This window comes from Dorea hominis, from assembly GCF_014287705.1.
GTDB lineage: Bacteria > Bacillota > Clostridia > Lachnospirales > Lachnospiraceae > Dorea_D > Dorea_D hominis.
This window is the reverse complement of sequence record NZ_JACOOY010000006.1, coordinates 174,936-195,857: the sequence shown is the minus strand read 5'-3', so window position 1 is coordinate 195,857 and position 20,922 is coordinate 174,936. Positions and strand designations below refer to the sequence as shown.

Here is a 20,922-nt window from a genome sequence, read left to right as displayed (position 1 = left end):
AACACTTAATGAGGTCTTTCACGAATTTAGTGTGAAAGTCGTTCGACAGAGTCGAACTTCATTTTGTTCTTTGTCTGTTCTGAATATTCTCTTAAGAATTTTCAGGGTTGTTGTCTATTGTTTAATTATCAAGGTTCTTATCTGTTGCCTCAAGCGACAGCTTTAATAGATTATCACATTTCATGTCGTTTGTCAACAACTTTTTTATTTTTCTTTGTTGTCTTCCGTGTGACATCTACGCTTCTCAGGTGTGTCTCACGCGACAGCTATAATAGATTATCATAATTTCAACTCTTTGTCAATAATTATTTTAATCTTTTTTGCAACTCATTTCTGAGTTATCCTGCTCTCTTGCGACAGCCTATCTAGATTATCATATCCAGATCTTATTGTCAATAGCTTTTTCATTATTTCCAGAAATTTCTACATCTCATTCGAACCGTATGCAAAACGGCAGGATGCGACAGGAAACTACTCATGAATGCCCTGTCTACCGGAAGTTCATTGCAAGTTTTAATAACGGATTATAATCATATATTATTTTCAATATTGCATTGCTTTGTATCGTCTGATACATTTCTCTTCCAACAGAAGTTACATACATTAATGTAACTATAATAAACAGGAACCATATAATGATCAGTGCAATCAAAAGCCCCACTGCTCCTCCACCAAGCCGGTTAAAGAAGCCAAGCACAGGAAGGTTTGCTACTATATCTAATGCAAATACAACTGCCCGTACAAGAATTGTAACCAGCAGGAATGTACAAAGAAACGCTACCATGTGTATAATGAGCTGTGCAAGGAATTCGCCAACATATTCTGCGAAGGTTTTTACCCCCAGGTCTTTATATACACTATCATTATTATTGTCATTTAACATCGTTTTAAATACTTGCGGCAATTTTGCCATTTCAATCGCTTTATTTTGCAGGTCTTTTGGAATATCTGCGTTTTTAATCGCTTCTTCCACAGAAGAACTGTCCTTTTGGTTAAGTCCATCCAGAACACTGGAAGAAATTCCGTATTTTTTCAAATCTTCACTCGTAATCTTTCCATTTACAATATCATCTATTGTAACACCATGCTGTTTCAGCATTTCTTCAGTAATCCCTGCCGCCTTCAATACTTTCCTGACATTCTCAGCTGTCATGCCGGAATTATCTCCTTCAGAATCACCGGTTACAGCTGAAGTTGCCGCTCCTGCCATTGCTTTTACTACCTGGCTCTTGATCATCTCGTCTGCCGGTGTCAGTTCTGCGATCTTATCTGCTACAAACGGAGTCGCGATCACTACAACGATAAGCGTAAAAACGGTTGCTGCCAGCGACACTGCTATTTTCACCGCACCTTTATATATACCAACTGCAAATCCAATCAGAAAGATTGCTCCTATTGCCATTACCATCCAGTCCATATACTCTCCTTATCTGACAAGTCGTATGTTGTCCATTCCATTTACATCCAGCACAATATATTTATTTACCCCAAATACAGGGACAATTTCCAATATACTATCATCCATCGTGCCTTCAAATTTATGTATTCCATTTTTTAAATAAATACTGCATTTTTTACCATCGAAAAGAATCACCTGATTTCCGCAGATTCTGATGTTACGGTAATTTTCTTTTATTTCTTTGGAAAGCACTTTTTTACCGGAAGTGTTGTACAAGCGAAGCTCGTATCCATCTTTTCCTGTGTTTTTAAGCAGCATACCAACATATTTTTCATTATGGGAGATGCTCTGGATCTGTTTATTGATCGTTACGGTTGTAACTTCTTTTGGTGTCTCTTTGCCATCAAAAAATGTCAGACAGTTGTCACCTGCAACAGCGGATACATTGCCTTTCATATAAAATCCATCAGCCAACACGCTGTCCTTATATTCTTTTTTCGCAACTTCGTGATCTTTTACATTTTCTCCTGCCGTTCCAAAATTGTAGTATGCTACTTTGGAAATAAGTTTTCCTCCCTGTACCTGCATATAAACTGCCTGCATGACTTCTCCATCCTCTGACATGGAAACATCCAGCGGATAGCCGGTTCCGCCAAGTGATGCCTGATGTTCTACAAGCAGATTACCGGCAGTATCATAGCAGACAATCTCCGGAGCGGATTCATTCTTTACAATTGCGCTTACGATTCCCTGTCCTGATACGGCGATCTTTTCAATAGGAAGGGTCGTGTGCACTTCTCCTTTTTCGCCATTTTTATCAAATATAAAAATATCATTTCCACCTTCATCCGCAATTGCGGCACAGTCTCCCATGACTTTTACGATCGGTGTCTTTAACTGGCAGGACTGGTTCCACTGCTCTTCCCCTTTTTCATTTACATAGGCTACACCGTCACGGCTGTATTTTAATACCCCTTTCGCAAATGTTTTATAACTGCTGTTCGCTGCTCCGCTGAGCGCATAAGTTTCAGATACGCGGACAGAAGTGTATGTTCTAAAATAAATAATCCCGAAAATCACCAGCACCAAAAGTAGCAGTCCTCCCGCGAACAGAAGTGTACTCTTTTTCCACACTCTTTTGCGCTTTACATTCGGGATTCTCGGATCTGGAGAATGGTTCTCATCTACAACCCGGAATTTTCTATTTTTACTTTGCACGTTTTTATCCCCTTTGTTTTGATTTTGTGACCAGTATAGCACATCCCAGAAACAGACGCAAAGCCAAAACTTGTCACTTCACAGTTCCGGCTTTGCTTTTCTTATTTAAAATATTATGGAAGCAAAAGTTTTTGTCCTATATAAATCAGATTTCCGTCTGTCAGACCATTCATCTTACAGATAGCTTCTACATGATTTGCTGTTCCATACAGTTTCAGACTGATCTTGTCCAGTGTATCGCCGCGCTGTACAGTATAATAATCTTCCTGCGCCTGTTTTCCTGTGGCTGTTGACTGTTCTGTCTTCTGCTGTTCATTTTCTGTTTTTTTTCGATTTTCGGTTCCCTTACTATCCGCTTTATTATCCACGGTTTTTTCTTCCGTTTTATTTTTCTGATTTTGTTTATCTTCTTTATTATTTTCAGCTTCTTTTACAGTTCCATTTGTCTCTTCGGTTTTGCCGATCGACATGGACAGCATGTCCAGGGATTTCTGTACCGAGCGCATCTTGTCCACATTATTCATGGTTGAGATTCCGATTGCAAGCACAACAACTACCAGAGATACACTCATCGCATAGCTAAATCTGGATGACTGCCTCTGTTCCCGATAATTCTTTTTGTTTCTTACTGTACTACGAAAATTCTTTGCAGCTCGATCCTCAACCAGCTCACTGGGTGTCACGCCATTTTCTTTTCTCGTCCGGATCATATAACTTTGCATCGTCGGATTTCTTTCATAATAAATATAATGTCCGCCCATCTGCATCAGCTCACCATATTTGCACGCATAAAAAATTTCATCCGTTTCCAGTGCATCACGCCATACGAAAACGGTATTTTCCTTTTCAAATAATTTCTTATGGAGCTCTCCCACCCCCTGATTCAGTCCCATCGGATGACCGGTCTCGATCATACACCAGCCGACTGCTTCCTGTTCGGGGAAATGCGTCTCCCGCTCCTCCTGCGTCCGTTTCCATATCTCTTCATCCATCCGAATCTCTGTCCCTGCAACTTCGACCGCTTCAATCTGCAGCGCTCCTGATATGTATACAACTGCCTGTCCTTCCTGCTCCACAATCTCCCCTGTGAGCAGAGCTGCTATCGGCGAATCAATTGCTTTCATCCGCAATTGATTCAGATACGTATCTACATAGTCCTCCATGTAGATTTTTGGTTCGTCACTGACGTTCCCGATTTGCCTTACATTTTTTGGAAATTGTCTTTCCATATACTCCTCACCTCATTTATGAAATTTTTGTATATGGTAGCACGGGATTTTTGCAGATTTTAGCATACGATGGGGATAAAGTGGATAAAGTTTTCGACAGGATGTGAATAAATGTAAAAAGGGGACGGGGATTTTCTAGAAAATCCCCGTCCCCTTTTAGGTCATATTTTTTCTTATACAAATGCTTTTACTTTTTCGTAAATGCTGTCTGCATCCAGTCCGTATTTCTTAATCAGTTCTACAGCCGGTCCAGACTCTCCATATGTATCATTTACACCAATCTTCAGAACTTTTGCAGGTGCTTTCTCAGCAACAACGTCGCATACTGCACTTCCGAGTCCTCCGATAACAGAGTGCTCTTCTGCTGTTACGATCTTGCCCGTCTTAGCTGCTGCTTTGATAACTGCTTCTTCGTCTAACGGTTTGATCGTGTGCATGTTGATTACTTCTGCACTGATTCCGTCTGCTGCAAGCTTCTCTGCTGCTACAAGTGACTCAGAAACAGTCAGTCCTGATGCGATAATTGTAACATCAGTTCCTTCTCTTAATGTTACAGCTTTTCCAAGCTCGAATTTGTAATCCGGATTGTCATTGATTACCGGAACAGCAAGTCTTCCGAAACGAAGATAAACAGGTCCTACATGTTCGTAAGCTGCTTCTACTGCTGCTTTTGCTTCAACATCATCAGCTGGGTTGATAACAACCATTCCCGGAATTGTTCTCATCAGAGCGATATCTTCGTTACACTGATGTGTTGCTCCGTCTTCTCCTACAGAAATACCTGCATGAGTTGCTCCGATCTTAACATTTAACTTCGGATATCCGACCGAGTTACGAACCTGCTCAAATGCACGTCCTGCTGCGAACATTGCAAAAGAACTTGCAAATGGAACCATTCCTGTTGTAGCAAGTCCTGCTGCCACACCAATCATATTGCTCTCTGCGATACCGCAGTCAATATGACGCTCTGGGAATGCTTTCTTGAAGATTCCTGTCTTTGTAGCTGCTGCAAGGTCTGCATCCAAAACTACAACATTGTCATGTTTTTTACCTAATTCAACTAAAGCATTACCGTAGCTTTCTCTTGTTGCGATCTTCTTTACTTCTGACATAATGCTTCACCTACTTTCTCTAAATCTGCCATAGCAACTGCATACTGCTCATCGTTCGGAGCAGATCCGTGCCATGATACCTGATTCTCCATAAAGGAAACTCCTTTACCTTTCACAGTCTTGGCAATGATTGCTGTTGGCTGTCCTTTTATTTCTCTTGCTTCTTTGAATGCAGCATCGATTGCATCGAAATCATGTCCGTCGATATTGATTACATGGAAGTTAAATGCTTCAAACTTCTTGTCAATTGGATATGGGGAGTTTACTTCTTCTACAGTTCCGTCGATCTGAAGGTTATTGTTATCTACAATTACTACAAGGTTGTCCAGTTTTCTGTGACCTGCTAACATAGCAGCTTCCCATACCTGTCCTTCCTGGATCTCACCATCTCCAAGCAGAGTATATACTCTGTAAGATGCATCATTTAATTTTGCAGAAATTGCCATACCAACTGCTGCTGAAATCCCCTGTCCAAGAGAACCACTTGACATATCAACTCCCGGAATGTGTTTCATATCCGGATGTCCCTGCAGGTAAGATCCCACTTTACGAAGTGTAGTCAGATCTTCAACCGGGAAAAAGCCTTTGTTGGCAAGTGTCGCATAGTAACCCGGTGCTGTATGTCCTTTGGACAGTACAAAACGGTCACGATCTGCTTTCTTAGGATCTTTTGGATCTACATTCATCTCTTCAAAATAAAGATATGTATAAATGTCAGCTGCTGACAGTGATCCGCCCGGATGTCCGGATTTGGCACTGTGAACTGCTGTGATGGCACCTTTACGAACTTCGTTCGCCATCTTCATTAATTCTAATTTGTTCATGGTGTTCCTCCTAATATGAAAATGCTCTCTATTCTCCAAATACAGCTTTGTAGTCAGCCTGGAATTTCGCGATTCCTGCGTCTGTTAATGGATGTTTTGTCATCTGCTCGATAACTTTGTATGGTACAGTTGCAATATCAGCTCCTGCTAATGCGCAGTCTGTTACATGCATTGGGTGACGTACACTTGCTGCAATGATCTCTGTGTCGATTCCTGCAACTTCGAAGATCTGAGCGATCTCTGTGATCAGGTCAGTTCCTCTTACAGAAATGTCATCCAGACGTCCAAGGAATGGAGATACATATGTTGCTCCTGCTCTTGCAGCCAGAAGTGCCTGGTTAGCAGAGAAGATTAATGTAACATTTGTCTTAATTCCCTCTGAAGAAAGTACTTTACAAGCTTTTAATCCTTCTACTGTCATAGGGATCTTAACTACCATGTTCGGATGAATCTTAGCGATTTCTCTTCCCTCTTTGATCATGCCTTCAGCATCAACAGTTGTAGCTTTTACTTCACCACTGATCGGTCCATCCACGATAGATGCGATCTCTGCGATTACCTCTTCAAATACTTTTCCTTCTTTAGCGATCAGAGATGGGTTTGTTGTTACTCCACAGATAACTCCCATGTCATTAGCCTTTCTGATGTCGTCAACGTTCGCTGTGTCAATGAAAAATTTCATTTTTTATTCCTCCTTTAATCATTCGTGAATCTCTTCACAGATCCTTATGTTCACATGATAAAATTATATCCTATCATGCGACATTTGGTCAATAGTTCATTTTTTTATTAATAATTTTTTCTATTAATAAATACGTTATATTAATTAACATTTTTTAATTCCTTGTAAAATTGTTACGATATTTTTTCGATATTCTATTATTTTCTGTTGTTTTCATGCCATACTGCTTTGTCGATGCCATATTATTAATAATAATTTTCGAAAATATATTAATTTTCCATCTGTAATTTATTTTTATCCATAATTCTGCATGCAGATTTCATCCAATTCCCTGCCTTATACCCACACACAAAGTTCACTTATTCTTGTTCTTTATTTCTGTATGTAAGATTTATCCGTTCCCACTCTTTATTTCTATATGTAGCGCCTACCTGCGCCTGCGTTTTATTTCCCGTGGGTAAGATGTTGTTCCGCGCACGATCAGTTTCGGTTCATATTCGACATGATAGGTACTGATTGGCTCAATGTCCGAATATTTCGTATTGTGAGATGCGATTTTCTTCATAATAATATCGCATGCATCCCTTCCTTTGAATATTACAAAATGTTCAATAGTCGTAAGATCTACTTTGTGCATCCGGGCAAATAATGTATTATCGCATCCCATCACAGACATATCTCCCGGCACTTTAAGTTTCGCTTCGTGCAGTGCATCGAGAATGCCAAAGGCGATCATATCGTTCAGGCCAACAATAGCCGTCACTTCCGGTGATTCTTTCAGGAGCTCACGTGTCAGCTCGTAACCAATCTTATACTCCGAATCAATATGTGCCACATCCAGATCAATTTCTTCTCTCGCCGCTTTGATGATGACCTGGTCTTTCAGACCTTTTTCCGCAAATCCATTCAGAAATCCTTCCACACGTTTTGACCGCTGTTTCTGCCTGGTCGTCAATGGCGGCGCCACATATGCCACTTTCCGGTGTCCCAGTTCAAGGAGATGTTCTGCCATCATGCGTCCCAGTTTGGAATTGTCCAGTTCCACAGCATCTACATTCAGCCGTTCATTCTGGTTATTGATGATTGCAACCGGAATCGATCTTGACAATTCTTCTACCAGTTCCATAAAACAATGACTCGGATTACATGTATAAATAATGCCAAGTGGCTTTAATTCCCACATCATTTTCAGATATCGTTCTTCCATATGTAAATCACGCTGCGTATTGCAGACAAACAGTCCGAATCCCTGCTCTTTCGCCCGCGATTCAATCCCCTGCAGAAGCATTACATAGTATGGATTTGTAAGATTGGAGCAAAATACAACCAGAAGTTTTTCTTTCTTACTTTCTTTGCGGTGTTTACGTTTCTGCGGAACATATCCCAATTCTTTCGCCACACGCTCAACTTTTTCCACAGTCTCTTTTGAAAAAGACACATTATATTTTTTATTTAATACCATTGAAACGGTCGACTGCGACACTCCGGCAGCTTTTGCGATATCCATAGATGTCACTTTACGTTTTCTCATAGTTTTCCACACATCCTTCCACACTCTTTAAAAGGGGACGGGGCTTTTCTAGAAAATCCCCGTCCCCTTTTACTTTATAATTCCGTTCTGCCTTCCAGCGCTCGGAGCAATGTCACTTCATCAATATATTCCAGATCTCCGCCTACCGGAACACCACTGGCGATCCGGCTGACTTTCACGCCGATCGGTTTGATCAATTTGCTGATATACATCGCTGTTGTCTCACCTTCCAGGCTGGAATTGGTCGCGATGATCACTTCTTCCACATCGCCTTCCAGTCGTTTGATCAGCTCTTTCAGTTTAATATCTTCCGGACCGATACCAAGCATTGGTGAAATCGCTCCATGCAGGACATGATAAACCCCGTTGTATTTTCCCGTCTTTTCATAAGCTGCCAAATCTCTTGTATTTTCCACAACCATAATCGTCTTATGATTCCTGTTTCTATTACTGCAGATTGGGCAGAGTTCCTGATCAGTCAGTGTGTAGCACTCTGCGCAATATCTGACATTCTGTCTTGCTTCCACCATTGTATCTGCCAGTTTCTGTACATCTTCCTTTGGCATATGGATCAAGTGAAATGCAAGCCTTGCCGCCGACTTCGTACCAATTCCAGGCAGACAGGATAAGGCTTCGATCAGTTTGCTTATCTGGTTACTGTAGTAATCCATCTTCTGCTCACCATTCCCGTATTAGAATAATCCCGGCATTCCGCCGCCCATTCCGCCTGTAAATTTGGACATTGCAGAAGCAGACTCTGCATCTACTTTCTCAAGTGCTTCATTGACAGCCGCAACGATCAGGTCTTCAAGCATCTCCACGTCATCCGGATCTACTGCTTCTTCATCCAGTTTCAGTTTCACAATTTTTTTTGAACCGGAAACTGTTGCCTCCACAGCTCCGCCACCTGCTGTTGCTGTAAATTCTTTTGTTTCCATCTCTTTTGCCTGTTCTTCCATCTGACGTTGCATCTTCTGTGCCTGCTTCATCAGATTTGCCATATTTCCCGGCATTCCGCCGCCTGGGAATCCACCTCTTTTTGCCATGATTAAAATCCTCCTGTTTTGTAATAAAATTTGTAATTATCAGTCTATCTGTTGTATGTAATTCTAATTATAATATCTGCGAGCGGTTCCGTATTCCGCATTCTCACACTTTTCCCCTCCATTTATATGTCGTAGAATCTCAATCCCACTTTTATACATATACTGGGCAGTTTTCAAAATCTTTCATCCACTCATAAACAAGTTCAAGTTAATAAAAAAACCTAAAACCTGATATTTAAGTATCATTCGTCCTCAACTGTTATGTCCATGTGTATCAGGCTTTCAATATCCACAAACTGGTCTTCAAACCTATGTCCTTCTTCTACATGCCGTACATCGATCTCGACATCTTTGCCAATCTTCTCTGAAATAAGCTCTTTTATCTCTGCTTTATGTGCATCCGAGCCAACCATATCTGCACTCATTTCATCCGGAAGTACAATCATAAGCCGGTTGCCTTCACCTGCGCTGAGCCTTGCCCGCTTAAGAAAGTTACGCAGCATCGGGGATGCATCATTGGCGATCATCCGAAAATCTGCAGCAACCGCTTTCACATCTTCATTCAGTGCTTTCGGAAGCTCTGGCTTCTTCTCCTGTGCTGCAGAAGTATCCGATGCCGGCATCTGGTAAGCTGCTACCGGCGCATTTGCAACTACCACGCCTTCATCCAGACGTTTTTCCACGGCGCGGATGCGGTCCAAAAGTGCATCCTGACTCGTCTCCATCGCCGGTTTGCATAACTTGATCAGCGCAACTTCCAGCAACACTCGCTTCTGTGTTGCAAATTTTAACTGATTCGTAAGATCAGAAAATACACGGATATAACGGATCAGTGTATCGTTATCGATCATCTGCGCTTCTTCCTTCAGACGTGCAAGATTCTCCGTAGAAACATCCAGCACATCTTCCATGTCATCTGAACAGCGCACAAGTAACAGATTTCTCAAATACCATGTGAAATCAGCTGCAAGCTGCGACAGCTCGCGGCCCTGCATCGTCAGTTCTTCCACTGTCTCGATCACTGCATGCACATCCATGTCCAGCAGTCTGCGCAGAAGCTTGCTGAATACCTCGGTATCGACAGCACCAAGCACCTCCAGCACATGGTCATATGTCAGCTTCTCTCCAATGTAAAAAGCCGCACACTGATCCAGGAGACTTAAGGAATCTCGCATAGAACCATCTGCCATCCGCGCCAGATACCGCACTGCTTTGTCTTCCACATCCCAGCCTTCCTTATTGATCAGCTCCCGGAGCCGTCCGGCAATCGTATCTATGGAAATCCGCTTAAAATCATACCGCTGGCAGCGGCTTAAAATCGTAATCGGTATCTTATGCGCTTCTGTTGTCGCTAAAATAAAAATAACATACTCCGGCGGTTCTTCCAGCGTTTTCAAAAGTGCATTGAAAGCACCGATCGAAAGCATATGCACCTCGTCGATAATGTAAACTTTGTAGCGTCCTTCAGTTGGTCTGTAAGCAACTTCCTCACGGATCTCACGGATATTATCCACACCGTTATTCGATGCCGCATCAATCTCGATTACATTCATGGAATTGCCGGCACTGATTGCCTTGCACATACTACATTCTCCGCATGGACTTCCGTCTACCGGATGTTCGCAGTTTACTGCTTTTGCAAATATTTTGGCAACCGTTGTTTTACCGGTTCCTCTTGTCCCACAAAACAGATATGCATGACCGATACGGTCTGCTTTTATTTGATTTTTTAAAGTCTTAACAATCGCATCCTGACCTTTAACATCTTCAAATTCATCCGGCCGGAATTTACGATACAATGCCATATAAGACATTTATTTACACTCCCTGTTTATCTGTCATTTATCTATTCATCACCAAAACTGATACCGGCAAGTTTTGCTTCATGCACGATCTCAGATTCTGGATCCACGTATTTTAATTTACCAGCCACCTCTTCCAGTGGGATACGGACAATCTTGTTATTTTTAACTCCGAGCATATTGCCGAAATCGCTGTCCAGAATTGCCTCTGCTGCCGCCGCACCGAGTCTTGTTGCAAGCACACGGTCATATGCGCACGGAGAACCTCCTCGCTGTGTATGTCCTGGCACTGTAATACGGACTTCCTGATCCGTCTTCTTCTGCACTTTCTCTGCCAGTTCGTACGCAACAGACGGATACTTTTCTTTTGCTTTTTTTGCTTTCAGGTCCTTCTTGGAAAGTTTCGCATCTTCTTTGGAAATCGCACCTTCTGCAACCGCAATGATCGTGAAATGTTTTCCGGCTTTTCCTCTCTTATTGATTGCTTCTGCGATCACATCAATATCATAAGGGATCTCCGGAAGCAGAATAATATCCGCTCCTCCTGCAATACCCGCATGAAGTGTCACCCAGCCAACCTTGTGTCCCATAACTTCCACGATAAATACACGGCTGTGGGATGTTGCAGTCGTATGGATCCGGTCGATCGTATCCGTCGCAATGTCTACCGCACTCTGGAAACCAAATGTCATATCCGTTCCCCAGAGATCATTGTCGATCGTCTTTGGGAGTGTGACTACATTCAGCCCTTCTTCTCTCAGCATATTTGCAGACTTATGTGTGCCATTGCCACCTAAGATCACAAGACAGTCCAAGTTCAGCTTATGATACGTGTGTTTCATAGCCTCCACCTTGTCTAGCCCATTCTCATCCGGAACACGCATTAATTTGAATGGCTGGCGGGATGTTCCCAGGATCGTTCCACCCATTGTCAGGATTCCGGAAAAGTCCTTTGCTGTCAGCATCTTAAAATTTGAATAGATCAAACCTTTATATCCATCTTGAAATCCATAAATCTCTACATCATCACGTTTCTCGCAGAGTGTCTTTACAACGCCGCGCATTGCTGCATTTAACGCCTGACAATCTCCACCACTGGTAAGCATACCTAATCTAAACATATTCATCATCCTTTCACAATTACACTTTTGTAAAGTATATATTTGCAAAATAACCAATCATTTTAAAATTATACATGATTTTTATCATCTACGCAATGGAGGATACCAAATTACCAAAAAGGTGCTATAATAAAATACAGTTCTAAATATTTTACAGAAAGCAGGTATTTAATGTGGATAAATTAGATGTGAAATTATGGTCCCTCGCAGCAAAGGGACAGATTGTACCGGATCGTTCTCTTTTAAAAACACCGGAGCAGATTGCTGCGATCCGAAAAAGTGCAGATCTTAATACAGCCGTGTTAGACCACGTTGCCGCGCACATCCATGCAGGCATGAGCACTGCTGAGATCGATAAGCTGGTTTATGATTTTACAACCGAACATGGCGGCATTCCGGCTCCGTTAAATTACGAAGGGTTCCCGAAGAGTGTATGCACTTCTATCAACAATGTCATCTGCCATGGTATCCCGGATGAAAATGAGATTCTGGAAGAAGGCGATATTATCAATGTAGATGTTTCTACTATATTAGATGGTTATTTTTCTGATGCATCCCGTATGTTTACGATTGGAAATGTGTCCCCGGAAGCAGAAAAGATCGTCCGTGTCACAAAAGAATGTGTAGAACTCGGATTAAAAGAAGCAAAACCATGGGGACATTTGGGCGATATCGCTTTTGCGATCAACCGTCATGCACAGAAGAATGGTTACTCTGTCGTAGAAGAAATCGGTGGACACGGAATCGGTCTGGAATTCCACGAAGATCCTTTCGTATGCTATGTCGCACCAAAGGGAAGCGAGATGGTTCTCGTCCCAGGTATGATGTTTACAATCGAGCCGATGATCAACGAAGGTAGCCCGGATTTCTTCGTAGACGAAGATAATGGCTGGACAGTTTTTACCATTGACGACGGTCTATCTGCCCAAATTGAATATATGGTGCTCATCACAGAAGATGGGGCTGAAGTATTGACAAAGTAATCCACATTTTCATCGGGAAAACGCTGAAATCAGCCTGTGGATAACTACTTGAAATGGGGACGGGGATTTTCTAGAAAATCCCCGTCCCCATTTCGTCTATCGTTTCGACAACTAACGCCGAATACGCTCCCATATTCACCACCAGTTCGCCGTCCCTGATAAGATATTTCTCATATTCCGTTGTATATCCATCCTTGTAAGAATACATCAGCCGTCTCATATTTGTCTTCATCGGCACTTCCGCCTGCCATACCGGAACCGTTACTTCTGCAAGTTCGCTCCGGTTATTCAGAATCACAATAATCTGCTCTTCTTCTGTAAATCTGCCGTAAGCCAGTATATTTTTCTCACAGTGCAGCATAACTACAGCTCCTGTCCGCAGCGCTTCATGCTCTTTGTGTATGCGGATCATTTCTTTATGGAATCCCAGCATCTGCTGATCTTCATGTCCCCACGGATAGGTTCGTCGGTTATCCGGATCTGTAAATCCACAGACACCAGCCTCGTCGCCATAGTATACCGTTGGCGCCCCGATCCACGTCATCTGGAAGGCAACCGCTTCGCGCATTACAGCCGGATTAACAAATTCATTCGCCGCTTCCGGTCCCAGTTCGGCAACACGGCCAACCATATGATTCGTACGCGTTAAAAATCTCGAATGATCGTGATTGGACAATTCATTCATGGATGTCAGAAGGGATGGCACCATCATATTTGCCATATGATACGTCATCGCTCTAGTAAAGTTATCTGCATTTCCGCGGAGCTCTTCACGCATCTCATCACTGTGCTTTTCCATTCCGGTCAGGAACCAGGTGATTGGCTCCATAAATGCATCATAATTCATAACGGTATCCCATTCATCGCCTCCGAGCCATTCTCTCGGATCTCCGTAATGCTCTGCCAGAATAATCGCATCTGGATTCGCATTTTTTACCACTTCACGGAATTTCTTCCAGAATTGATGATTGTACTCGTTGCTTCGTCCGAGATCCGCTGCTACATCCAGTCTCCAGCCATCCACATTGTACGGCGGCGACACCCATTTGCGTCCCATATTTAAAATATAGTTCTCAAGTTTCACCGATTCCTCATAATTTAATTTTGGCAAAGTATCATGCCCCCACCAGCCATCGTATTTTCCATTATATGGCCAGTCTTTTTCCTCATCTGAGAAGAACCGGAAATAATCATGATACGGACTTTCTCTGGAAATATATGCTCCCGGAGCATAGCCTTTCTTCCTCTCGTAAATGCACTCCCGATCCATCCATTTATTAAATGATCCACAGTGATTGAAGACACCGTCCAGAATAATCTTCATACCGCGGCGATGCAGCTCTTCTACCAGTTTTATAAATAATTCGTTGCTTGCTTCCAGATTTGCAAAGGAAGTCGTACGTTTCTGATATTTCGTTGCTTTTTTATTCGATTTCTCGCCGGGCGAAAGCAGTTCGCCGCCATCTTCAACGATTTTTCCAAAATGCGGATCAATATAATCATAATCCTGGATGTCGTATTTATGATTCGAAGGAGAGACAAAAAGTGGGTTGAAATACAGTACTTCCACTCCCAGATCCTGTAAATAGTCCAGTTTGTCAATCACTCCCTGCAGATCACCACCGTAAAATTCCCGGACTCCCATCGCCGCCGGATATTTGTTCCAGTCCGTTACTTTGCTGCTGTAATCGCCAATATAGAAATACTCTCTTGTCTCCACATCATTTTCCGGATCGCCGTTATAAAAACGATCCGTATAAATCTGATAAATAACTGCGCCTTTTGCCCAATCCGGCGTGGAAAATCCCGGAGCCAGACGAAAATCATAATATGGAATCCGCCCATCCGTGAGCCCGCTTCGATTGTAATACCAGACTTCCTCACCATCCTGAATCTCAAAATAATAGGAAGTCATCCCATCTTTCAGTTTCCATTCTGCCCGGTAATAAGTGAACGCACCATAGGTGCGTTCACTTTCCATCGTATATAATTCGTTATTGATCGCCAGCCTTATCTGTATATTATCTTCTTTTGCCGCCCGGAACTTAAGTGTAACTGTTTCCCCCACTTCCGGTTCCAACGGGCACACATACCTCGCTGTTCCGTCACAAAATAAAGCCTGCTTATTCATGTTCTGTCGTCCTTTCCTTCTGCCGGTTCCGATTGCTACGCTTCCACTGGTTCATCGTGAAATAATGCTTCAAACTCTTCCCTTGAGATTTTCTCCTTTTCCAGAAGAAGCTCTGCACATGCATGAAGTACATCCTCATGCTCCTCAATGATCTGTTTTGCTCTGGCATAGCATTCATCAATGATACGCTTTACTTCCTTATCAATCACAGTTGCAACACTCTCGCCATAACCTCTGGATGTGTGTGCCAGGTCGCGTCCGATAAATACTTCATCGTTTTCATTATCATAACTTACCAGTCCGATCTCATCAGACATACCAAACTTTACAACCATGGATTTTGCCAGACCCGTTGCCTGTTTGATATCCTGCGAAGCTCCGGTTGTAATGTCGTCAAACACCTCTTCTTCTGCTACACGTCCGCCAAGCGATACCGTAATATCCTGCAGCATCTTGCCCTTTGTATTATACATCTCATCACGTTCCGGAAGCGGCATTGTATAACCGCCGGCTCCTCCGGTCGGGATGATAGACACGCTGTAAACCGGTCCGACATCCGGCAGTACATGGAACAGGATCGCATGTCCCGCCTCATGATAAGCTGTAATCTTCTTCTCTTTTTCGGAAATGATATGGCTCTTCTTCTCCGCACCAATTCCGACTTTGACAAATGCTCTCTTAATGTCATCCTGTTTCAGGTAAATTCTCTCGTCTTTCGCCGCAAGGATTGCCGCTTCGTTCAGAAGATTCTCCAGGTCTGCTCCTGTAAATCCCGCTGTTGTCTGCGCAATCTGTTTCAGATCAATCTCTTCACTGAGCGGTTTGCCTTTGGCATGGACTTTCAGGATCTCCTCACGTCCCTTTACATCCGGTCTTCCAACCATAACTTTACGGTCAAATCGTCCCGGACGTAAGATCGCACGGTCCAGAATATCTACACGGTTTGTCGCAGCCATTACGATAATTCCTTCATTTACGCCAAATCCATCCATCTCTACCAGTAACTGGTTCAATGTCTGTTCTCTCTCGTCATGTCCGCCGCCCATACCGGTTCCACGGCTTCTTGCCACGGCATCGATCTCATCAATGAAAATAATACACGGTGCGTTCTTCTTAGCTTCTTCAAAAAGATCACGCACACGGGATGCTCCTACGCCGACAAACATTTCCACAAAATCTGAACCGGAAATTGTGAAAAATGGTACTTTTGCTTCTCCGGCGACTGCCTTGGCAAGCAGAGTCTTACCGGTTCCCGGAGGTCCCACAAGAAGTACACCTTTCGGGATTCTTGCGCCAACCTGGATATATTTCTTCGGGGATTTTAAGAAATCAACAATCTCTTCCAGATCTTCTTTTTCCTCCTGTAATCCTGCCACCTGTGCAAACGTAATTTTCTTATCCTGCTCTGTGCTGAGTCTTGCACGACTTTTTCCAAAACTCATCGCTTTGGAATTTGCACCGCCACCCTGACGGTTCATCATCATAAAAATCAGGAAAAATCCAGCCATCGTAAGCAATACCGGGAAAATCGTTGTTGCAAACCAGTTATCTCTCGGAACATCCGACATCTCATAATCAATCTTTGCTTTGTCCAGATATTTCTGGATCTCATTTACATCAGATACATATAAGTAGTTCTTCTCATTTTCTCCGTTTTTCTTGTTCTTTAACTGCACTTCCACGCTTCCGGTCGGAACGTTTTTATTCTGTGTTATCGTCACACTGTCTACTTTTTCACTGGTAATCAGTTTTTCAAATTTCTGTCGGCTCAACTGACTCTCCTTGCTATCCAGTGTATTTGTAAACCAAAGTGCGCCAAGTACAATAAGTACAAACAGGAACAGAGTAATTCCACTCAGTCCTCTGTTCTTTTTATTATCTGTCACCGGCTCATCCTCCTTTTTTATTCTACGCCTTCTACTACACCAACATATGGAAGATTTCTGTATTTCTGTGCATAATCCAGACCGTATCCAACCACAAATTCATCCGGGATCTCAAAACCGACATAATCTACTTTTACATCGCGCACACGTCTGTCCGGTTTATCCAGAAGCGTACACAGCTTCATGCTGTTTGGATTTCTCTTCTTTAAGATCTCAAGCAGATAATATAAGGTACGTCCGGAATCAATGATATCTTCTACAACCAGAACGTCTTTTCCTTCCAGAGGCTCATCCAGGTCTTTTGCGATCTTAACAACACCACTTGAGGATGTTCCGTCTCCGTAACTACTTACGCTCATAAAATCCATGGAAACCGGAACCGTAATTCTCTTTGCAAGTTCACACATGAAGAACACTCCGCCCTTCAGCACGCAGATCAGATGCACCTGTTTTCCTGCATATGCTTCACTGATCTGTTTTCCCAGTTCCTGGATTCTCTTCTCTACATCTTCTTCAGAAATCATAACTTTAATTGTCTCTGCCATTTTCTTCTCCTCCGTAATATTGTATTTCTAATATCTTCGTTGTCTTCTCTGTAATCTGGTATTTCTGGCTCTGCCTGTAACCGACGATCCACAGCACTTCATCTCCGTCCGCTGCGATCCAGATCTTATCTCTGTCTTCCTGCGGAACCTTCTGGTCTGTGAAGTACTGTTTCAGCTTTTTCCTGCCTCCGTATCTGTTGATCACAATGGAGTCGCCAGCTATTCGATGTCTTATTTTTACAGTATTTTTAATTATATCATAGTCAAACCATTTCGTGTATATTTTTTCTGGAAATGTTACATTTCCAGGCTCTCTGTCAAATACACGAATGGAAAATAATTCATTTTCGTCTCCGGCATAAGACGCTTCAGGTATATTTTTTTCAAACCGGACACCTTCATATGTGCGGATTGCTGTCACCCCGTAAGGCAGATCGATCCTTTTGCCGACCTGTTTTGTAAATAAATCCCGCAGCATCTGTATATGCACTTCTTCAATGTCTTTGCGTCTGCCTGCTGTCTCACATAAAATCTCATGTAAGACATTATCCCGGAGTGCCTTCGGGATCTTTGTATATTCTGTCTGGCGAATGATCCGTCTACCATTCTTCCAGCCTGTACAGCTCTCTTTATACTTCCCGACTTCTTCTAATATATATTGCTCCAGTTCATACATCCGCTCCATCGTCTTTCCCATGTGCGAAACACTCTCCGTATTCACGCAGTCTTCCAAATACGGGATAACGTCCATCCGGATACGGTTTCTCATGTACCTGCGGTCTGCATTTGTCGTGTCTGTACAATAAGATATTCCCCGCTTTTTCAGATATGATTCAATCTCCCGCCTTTTTACGCAGAGCAGTGGTCTTATCCACACATCATTTACCGGCGCGATTCCTCCCAAACCCCGGATACCGGTACCCCTGCACAGATTCCAGAGCAGTGTCTCCACATTGTCATTTTCATGATGCGCCAGGGCGATCTTCGTTCCACCCCACTCTTTTAATACTTTACAGAAACAAGTACGCCGTATATCTCTTCCAGCCTCTTCTTCGGTCATACCATGTTCCTTCGCATATGCCGGCACATTTTCCCGGTACACTTTCAGCCGGACATTCCATTGTCTGCACAGCCGCTTCACATAAGCTTCATCGCGTTCTGCTTCTGCACCGCGGATGCCATGATTTACGTGCACTGCCATTAGGGCAAATCCCAGTTCCTTTTGCAGCTTTAGCAGCATGAAAAGAAGGCATACCGAATCGGCGCCTCCCGATATACCTGCAATAACACTGTCTTCTTTTTGAAGCATATGCCATTTCTTCACATATGCTTTTACTTTCTGATACATTTTCTTATATCCTTTGTTTTCCTGCTATTTTAAATTCGGAGCAAATTCTCCATCCATGATATCTAAAAATTGTTTTATGATATCATTTTTAATATATATAATTTTGCTGAAAATTGCAAGTTTTACAAGGGCTGCACCGTTTTTTCCCTCTTACAGTTTCCAGATGCCTGTCACAATGATCGTCATATCGTCCCCCGGAAGTGACTGTCCCCATTCCAGCGCCTGTCCAAGAAGATAATTGGCAAATTCTTTTGGATTTACAAGCGAAGACTGTTCGATCAGCGTACACATAATTGTGTCCTGCTCGCCTACCGTCAGCATATCCAGTACTCCATCCGTCACCATAATCACCATATCGCCGGATTCCAGTTCCAGTTTTTCCTGATCTGTTTCAATATCCGCAAGGACTCCGATTGGCAGGGATGTAGAGCGAATCATTTCCACTTTGTTCTTTCTCTTGATAAATGTCGTTGACGCGCCTGCTTTTACAATTTCGCATGTTCCATCATACAGATCAAACAAACTGACATCCACCGTGGAAAAACGCACCTCTTCTCTTCCGATTACAAGCGCCGTGTTCATCATCTGGATTGCTGTATTGACCGGGAATCCTGCCTCCAGAAGTTCTTCCAACATTTCCACAACCATTGTACTGTCCCGGAATGCTTCTTCCCCGGAACCCATGCCATCTGACAGGGCAATACCTTTCTTACCACCCGGAAGATCTGTCATCAAAAATGTATCTCCTGAAATACTCTCGCCTTCTTTGCCGATTCTGGCAACTCCCTGTATCGTCTGGTATTTTGCCCCTTCCACACAGGCGATGGACGCATATTCATTTCCGAGAATCGGGCGCTCATTCTGCCCCGGAATCATCGGGTGTCCCAGACATTTCCCCACTTCGTGTGCAAGCTCTTTTGTCGCAATACACTGCCCCTTCGGCGCTTTTACACTTAAATGTACTTCATATTTTCCCTGCGGGGTAATATAGAATACTGCCGACATCATTTTAATGTTCTGTTTTTTCAAGTAATTTTTTAATTTCTTTTCCAGATGCCGATCCTCAAAAATACTTGCCTCCAGTTCTCTTGTCGTATACTGGATCATTTTCGCAAAGCTCTGCAGCTGTCCTGCATAGCCTTCCCGGTTCTGCACCATCCGATTGTTCCATATGAGCTGCTGTTTTGCATTTTCAAATGCTTCCAATGTCTCCCGCAGAAAACGAGGTGCCATCACGCACTGTTTCTGAAGTTTTCTTTTTAATTCAATATTGATTTCCGCACCGTATTTCTCCACTGCACACAGGATGTCGTACATACGCTGATATGTCTGGATCTTTTTCTCGCCCAGACATTCTTCCCGGTTCTCACAATTTTCGCATACCTGCTCCGTCACTCTGGAAAACATTGTTTCCAGTTCCTCTCTTGAAAATGTTCCCTTATACCCTTCCAGTGTAAAGAATGTTCTGGATAAATGAACCAGCGAATCTGCAAATTTGTCCATCTGCATCACATACGGATTGGAAAATGCTCCTTTTTCTTTTAATTCTTCCACCCTTATCTCCCCTTTTATAATTGTAATGCCAGCAATAAATCAGCGATAAAACACGCGCTGCAAGTTTTATTCGCTGATTAGCGGTCGGTAAATGCTACCATGCAAGCATGGCGCATTTGCCTCGTCGCCATAACTGAAAAAGCTTTGGGAATTCTCCCAAAGCTTATCATCTGTATCTTTTATTTTGCTTTAAATATGATCTCATTCTTATGTACGAGATGTAACTTCTCACGTGCAATCTCTTCTACATATGCATCAGTATCTGCATACTTCTCCATATCTTCGATCTGTGCAGTCCGTGCTTTCTCCTGTTTGATCTGTTCTTCTAACTTTGTTTCTCTTGCAATACTCTGCTGTTCCTTTGCCTTAAGTGACATTCCACTTACGGTCAGTGTAATGATCATCAGCACCAGCACAGTTCCAATTGCAATCATGCTTCTCTTGTGTGTTCTGACACGCCTTCTCTGCCCAAAGCTCACGCGTCTCTTTTGTCTCTTTGCATTCATAATTA

General features: G+C 42.9%; 18 protein-coding genes. 1 reads left to right on the top strand and 17 read right to left on the bottom strand.

The window, feature by feature from the left end; genetic code table 11:
• Positions 1–490 precede the first annotated feature (490 nt).
• The 11 genes from H8S07_RS06685 to H8S07_RS06635 form a co-directional block, all read right to left on the bottom strand.
• The gene (locus H8S07_RS06685) at positions 491–1,417 is read right to left on the bottom strand and encodes a CvpA family protein (protein WP_117537880.1); all 927 of its coding nucleotides are present in this window, start codon (positions 1,415–1,417) and stop codon (positions 491–493) included.
• A 9-nt stretch (positions 1,418–1,426) separates the two neighbouring features.
• Positions 1,427–2,617 carry a DUF5711 family protein gene (locus H8S07_RS06680; protein WP_118288330.1) on the bottom strand — a complete coding sequence of 397 codons (1,191 nt, stop codon included), beginning with the start codon at positions 2,615–2,617 and terminating at the stop codon, positions 1,427–1,429.
• A 113-nt stretch (positions 2,618–2,730) separates the two neighbouring features.
• Positions 2,731–3,846 carry a LysM peptidoglycan-binding domain-containing protein gene (locus H8S07_RS06675; RefSeq protein ID WP_118520506.1) on the bottom strand — a complete coding sequence of 372 codons (1,116 nt, stop codon included), beginning with the start codon at positions 3,844–3,846 and terminating at the stop codon, positions 2,731–2,733.
• 173 nt (positions 3,847–4,019) lie between these two features.
• Positions 4,020–4,958 carry a transketolase family protein gene (locus H8S07_RS06670; RefSeq protein ID WP_117537883.1) on the bottom strand — a complete coding sequence of 313 codons (939 nt, stop codon included), beginning with the start codon at positions 4,956–4,958 and terminating at the stop codon, positions 4,020–4,022.
• Positions 4,946–5,782 (bottom strand): transketolase, encoded by an 837-nt coding sequence (locus H8S07_RS06665; RefSeq protein WP_021859929.1) that lies wholly within the window; start codon positions 5,780–5,782, stop codon positions 4,946–4,948. Before H8S07_RS06665 ends, H8S07_RS06670 begins: the two co-directional genes overlap by 13 nt.
• 28 nt (positions 5,783–5,810) lie before the next feature.
• A complete protein-coding gene (fsa, locus tag H8S07_RS06660) occupies positions 5,811–6,464 on the bottom strand; it encodes a fructose-6-phosphate aldolase (RefSeq protein ID WP_021859930.1) in 654 nt (217 codons plus the stop codon).
• 427 nt (positions 6,465–6,891) lie between these two features.
• Positions 6,892–7,995, bottom strand: a complete 1,104-nt coding sequence (locus tag H8S07_RS06655; protein WP_186855712.1) for a LacI family DNA-binding transcriptional regulator — start codon at positions 7,993–7,995, stop codon at positions 6,892–6,894.
• Positions 7,996–8,069: 74 nt separating this feature from the next.
• The gene (recR, locus tag H8S07_RS06650) at positions 8,070–8,666 is read right to left on the bottom strand and encodes a recombination mediator RecR (RefSeq protein ID WP_186855711.1); all 597 of its coding nucleotides are present in this window, start codon (positions 8,664–8,666) and stop codon (positions 8,070–8,072) included.
• A 21-nt stretch (positions 8,667–8,687) separates the two neighbouring features.
• Positions 8,688–9,041, bottom strand: a complete 354-nt coding sequence (locus H8S07_RS06645) for a YbaB/EbfC family nucleoid-associated protein (protein ID WP_021859873.1) — start codon at positions 9,039–9,041, stop codon at positions 8,688–8,690.
• Between the two features lie 242 nt (positions 9,042–9,283).
• Positions 9,284–10,855 (bottom strand): DNA polymerase III subunit gamma/tau, encoded by a 1,572-nt coding sequence (gene dnaX / locus H8S07_RS06640; protein ID WP_186855710.1) that lies wholly within the window; start codon positions 10,853–10,855, stop codon positions 9,284–9,286.
• Between the two features lie 32 nt (positions 10,856–10,887).
• On the bottom strand, positions 10,888–11,964 hold the full coding sequence (locus H8S07_RS06635; protein ID WP_186855709.1) for a 6-phosphofructokinase: 1,077 nt from the start codon (positions 11,962–11,964) through the stop codon (positions 10,888–10,890).
• A 173-nt stretch (positions 11,965–12,137) separates the two neighbouring features.
• Here H8S07_RS06635 and map point away from each other — a divergent pair, with 173 nt between their 5' ends.
• A complete protein-coding gene (gene map, locus H8S07_RS06630) occupies positions 12,138–12,947 on the top strand; it encodes a type I methionyl aminopeptidase (RefSeq protein WP_021859870.1) in 810 nt (269 codons plus the stop codon).
• Between the two features lie 70 nt (positions 12,948–13,017).
• Here the strand turns inward: map and H8S07_RS06625 are convergent, their stop codons facing one another.
• The 6 genes from H8S07_RS06625 to H8S07_RS06600 form a co-directional block, all read right to left on the bottom strand.
• Positions 13,018–15,078: a glycoside hydrolase family 13 protein gene (locus H8S07_RS06625; RefSeq protein ID WP_186855708.1), complete on the bottom strand. Its 2,061-nt coding sequence runs from the start codon at positions 15,076–15,078 to the stop codon at positions 13,018–13,020.
• Positions 15,079–15,113: 35 nt separating this feature from the next.
• Positions 15,114–16,964, bottom strand: coding sequence for an ATP-dependent zinc metalloprotease FtsH (gene ftsH, locus H8S07_RS06620; RefSeq protein ID WP_117537889.1), 1,851 nt, complete (start codon positions 16,962–16,964; stop codon positions 15,114–15,116).
• 17 nt (positions 16,965–16,981) lie between these two features.
• Complete coding sequence (hpt, locus tag H8S07_RS06615; RefSeq protein WP_117537890.1) at positions 16,982–17,509, bottom strand: hypoxanthine phosphoribosyltransferase; 528 nt, start codon at positions 17,507–17,509, stop codon at positions 16,982–16,984.
• Entirely contained in the window at positions 17,493–18,857 is a 1,365-nt protein-coding gene (gene tilS / locus H8S07_RS06610) for a tRNA lysidine(34) synthetase TilS (RefSeq protein WP_117537891.1), read from the bottom strand. Before tilS ends, hpt begins: the two co-directional genes overlap by 17 nt.
• A 150-nt stretch (positions 18,858–19,007) precedes the next feature.
• Positions 19,008–20,411: a SpoIIE family protein phosphatase gene (locus tag H8S07_RS06605; RefSeq protein WP_117537892.1), complete on the bottom strand. Its 1,404-nt coding sequence runs from the start codon at positions 20,409–20,411 to the stop codon at positions 19,008–19,010.
• A 179-nt stretch (positions 20,412–20,590) separates the two neighbouring features.
• Complete coding sequence (locus H8S07_RS06600; protein WP_021860643.1) at positions 20,591–20,917, bottom strand: FtsB family cell division protein; 327 nt, start codon at positions 20,915–20,917, stop codon at positions 20,591–20,593.
• Positions 20,918–20,922 lie beyond the last annotated feature (5 nt).

Coding starts and splice junctions, on each gene's coding strand:
- H8S07_RS06685 (WP_117537880.1), bottom strand. CDS start 1,417: ATGGACTGGATGGTAATGGCAATAGGAGCAATCTTTCTGATTGGATTT.
- recR (WP_186855711.1), bottom strand. CDS start 8,666: ATGGATTACTACAGTAACCAGATAAGCAAACTGATCGAAGCCTTATCC.
- H8S07_RS06655 (WP_186855712.1), bottom strand. CDS start 7,995: ATGAGAAAACGTAAAGTGACATCTATGGATATCGCAAAAGCTGCCGGA.
- H8S07_RS06665 (WP_021859929.1), bottom strand. CDS start 5,782: ATGAACAAATTAGAATTAATGAAGATGGCGAACGAAGTTCGTAAAGGT.
- H8S07_RS06675 (WP_118520506.1), bottom strand. CDS start 3,846: ATGGAAAGACAATTTCCAAAAAATGTAAGGCAAATCGGGAACGTCAGT.
- H8S07_RS06645 (WP_021859873.1), bottom strand. CDS start 9,041: ATGGCAAAAAGAGGTGGATTCCCAGGCGGCGGAATGCCGGGAAATATG.
- H8S07_RS06635 (WP_186855709.1), bottom strand. CDS start 11,964: ATGTTTAGATTAGGTATGCTTACCAGTGGTGGAGATTGTCAGGCGTTA.
- H8S07_RS06670 (WP_117537883.1), bottom strand. CDS start 4,958: ATGTCAGAAGTAAAGAAGATCGCAACAAGAGAAAGCTACGGTAATGCT.
- dnaX (WP_186855710.1), bottom strand. CDS start 10,855: ATGTCTTATATGGCATTGTATCGTAAATTCCGGCCGGATGAATTTGAA.
- H8S07_RS06625 (WP_186855708.1), bottom strand. CDS start 15,078: ATGAATAAGCAGGCTTTATTTTGTGACGGAACAGCGAGGTATGTGTGC.
- hpt (WP_117537890.1), bottom strand. CDS start 17,509: ATGGCAGAGACAATTAAAGTTATGATTTCTGAAGAAGATGTAGAGAAG.
- fsa (WP_021859930.1), bottom strand. CDS start 6,464: ATGAAATTTTTCATTGACACAGCGAACGTTGACGACATCAGAAAGGCT.
- H8S07_RS06600 (WP_021860643.1), bottom strand. CDS start 20,917: ATGAATGCAAAGAGACAAAAGAGACGCGTGAGCTTTGGGCAGAGAAGG.
- tilS (WP_117537891.1), bottom strand. CDS start 18,857: ATGTATCAGAAAGTAAAAGCATATGTGAAGAAATGGCATATGCTTCAA.